The 1,908-nt window shown below is 60.4% G+C and carries 3 protein-coding genes; 1 reads left to right on the forward strand and 2 read right to left on the reverse strand.

Annotation, left to right across the window (positions count from 1 at the left end; translation table 11 throughout):
• Positions 1-664, forward strand: a 664-nt coding sequence (tnpC, locus tag CFR80_RS17880; RefSeq protein WP_110507826.1) for an IS66 family transposase, incomplete at its 5' end; no start/stop codon positions are given.
• Here the strand turns inward: tnpC and CFR80_RS20115 are convergent.
• A complete protein-coding gene (locus tag CFR80_RS20115) occupies positions 576-1,163 on the reverse strand; it encodes a cytochrome c peroxidase (protein WP_309146445.1) in 588 nt (195 codons plus the stop codon). The genes tnpC and CFR80_RS20115 overlap by 89 nt on opposite strands.
• Positions 1,069-1,638 carry an MbnP family copper-binding protein gene (locus CFR80_RS17890; protein WP_110507832.1) on the reverse strand — a complete coding sequence of 190 codons (570 nt, stop codon included), beginning with the start codon at positions 1,636-1,638 and terminating at the stop codon, positions 1,069-1,071. Before CFR80_RS17890 ends, CFR80_RS20115 begins: the two co-directional genes overlap by 95 nt.
• Between the last annotated feature and the right edge of the window lie 270 nt (positions 1,639-1,908).

Raw genomic sequence — 1,908 nt, forward strand, 5'->3', positions numbered from 1 at the left:
CTGGACCGGCATTCTGCAGTCAGACGCCTATGCGGGTTATAATACTCTGGCGAAACCGGGACGCCAACCCGCGCCGGTTGTCTCCGCCGGATGCTGGGCCCACGGACGCAGAGGGCTGTTCAAAATCGCCGAGAGGGACAAGGCGCCCCTCGCCATAGAGGCAGTAGGCAGGATCGACGCCATATTCCAGGCCGAGCGCACCATCAACGGTACGCCCCCAGAACATCGGCTGGCAGTCCGTCAAACAGACATAGCCCCTCTGGTCGACGATCTGTTCGACTGGATGCGGGAGTGTTGCCGGCGCATGTCGACAAAAAATCCCGTTGCCCACGCCATGAACTATTTTCTCAGACGTGCCGATACATTCACACGATTCCTCACTGACGGCCGGATCTGCCTCTCAAACAATGCAGCAGAACGCGCCCTGCGCGGCATCGCCCTGGGCAGGAAAGCCTGGTTGTTCGCCGGGTCCGATCGTGGCGGAGAGCGCGCCGCCGCCATGTATTCCCTGATCGTCACCGCGCGCCTGAACGATGTCGATCCCCATGCATGGCTCGCTGATGTCCTGGCACGGATCAATGACATTCCCAATCCACGCCTCCATGAACTCCTGCCCTGGCACTGGAAAGCCCACCAGCAGGTCCACAATACCATCGCCGCCTGAATACGCCCGCGTCTCTCGCCGGATGATTACGCGTGGTGAGCTGTGGATTGGCCCAGGTGTAGCTCGGCAGATAGGCTACGTTCGCCAGTGGCATCGGCGTGCGTAGTCCCTGCTCGCCATGCGCGCCTATATGCGTCGGGACACCAGAGGCAAAGCCCAGTTTCTGGAGATGGCACGACGCGCAGGCGAGCGTCCCGTTCTCCGATAGCCGTTTGTCATAAAACAGCCGCCGCCCCAGTGTGACCTTCTCCGCCGTCATCGGATTGTCGGACGGGACGACTGGCGCAGGCGCCCAGGAGGGGATGTCCCAATGCCACGTCGCGGGCCGGGTTGCGGCCGATAGAAGCAGCGCCCCCCCACCCAGAAGGGCCATCTGGAGAACTTTGCGAAATAACGTGCGCATCTTATCGACCCCGAAATACCGACTGAGCCGGCGGAGAGGTCTCTGATCCGAATGGCAGGCCGAATGCTTGGAATATACCCTTGCAATCCTGATCATCAGGATCAGACATGCAGCCGGGCGCCGTCTTCGGTTGATTCGTGCTCACGTCGCTCGTCGCCAGAATCTGGCGAATGTCGAGCTTGACGGTCTGTTGGGATGGGTCAAAATTTGGGAGTGTAACTGTTACCAGATTCGGCGCCGAACACTCTTTTCTAGGTGCTTCGGTCGCGCTCACCGACTCGCAACCTGTGCTGCCGAGATGCACAGGGAAGCCATGAGGCCGTGCTGTCTCGTCCGGTTTGGGCGTGACCGTTACGTCGAGCGTGAAGAAGCGATATCCGTACTGCCAGGTCCAGAACATGCTGGTCATATTCAACGGCGTCGGCGCCGCGGTCGGGTCACTATGATTCTCCAGGAATGGCAAGCCGACAGTGAAACGTACGCCGGTAAACGTCCCGCGTGGTCTTTGGTAGCGGGCAGCATCGTTGGGTGATGGTGAGATGGCGCTGCATGGGATATTGCGGTCGATCAGTAAGCTTCCGGCGACTGACGCCTTGCTGAATACTTCTGGTCTGGTTCAGCTATGAAGCATGAGCGATTTAAGAGATAGGGACACGGTACTACCTGCGAGTGTCGCAGGTAGTACCGCAGAGAGGCTCCAAAGGAGCGGTAGAGAGACAGGCGAGCGGGACAGGCTGGCGGGCGCCTCGCGGATCGAGATCGTTTCGGATCGCCGCCGCTGGCACGCCCCTGAATTTCGCGCGCGAGTGGTCATCGCGTCCTACGAGAGCCGACGCCCCAT

The organism is Komagataeibacter oboediens, from assembly GCF_003207815.1.
Taxonomy (GTDB): domain Bacteria; phylum Pseudomonadota; class Alphaproteobacteria; order Acetobacterales; family Acetobacteraceae; genus Komagataeibacter; species Komagataeibacter oboediens.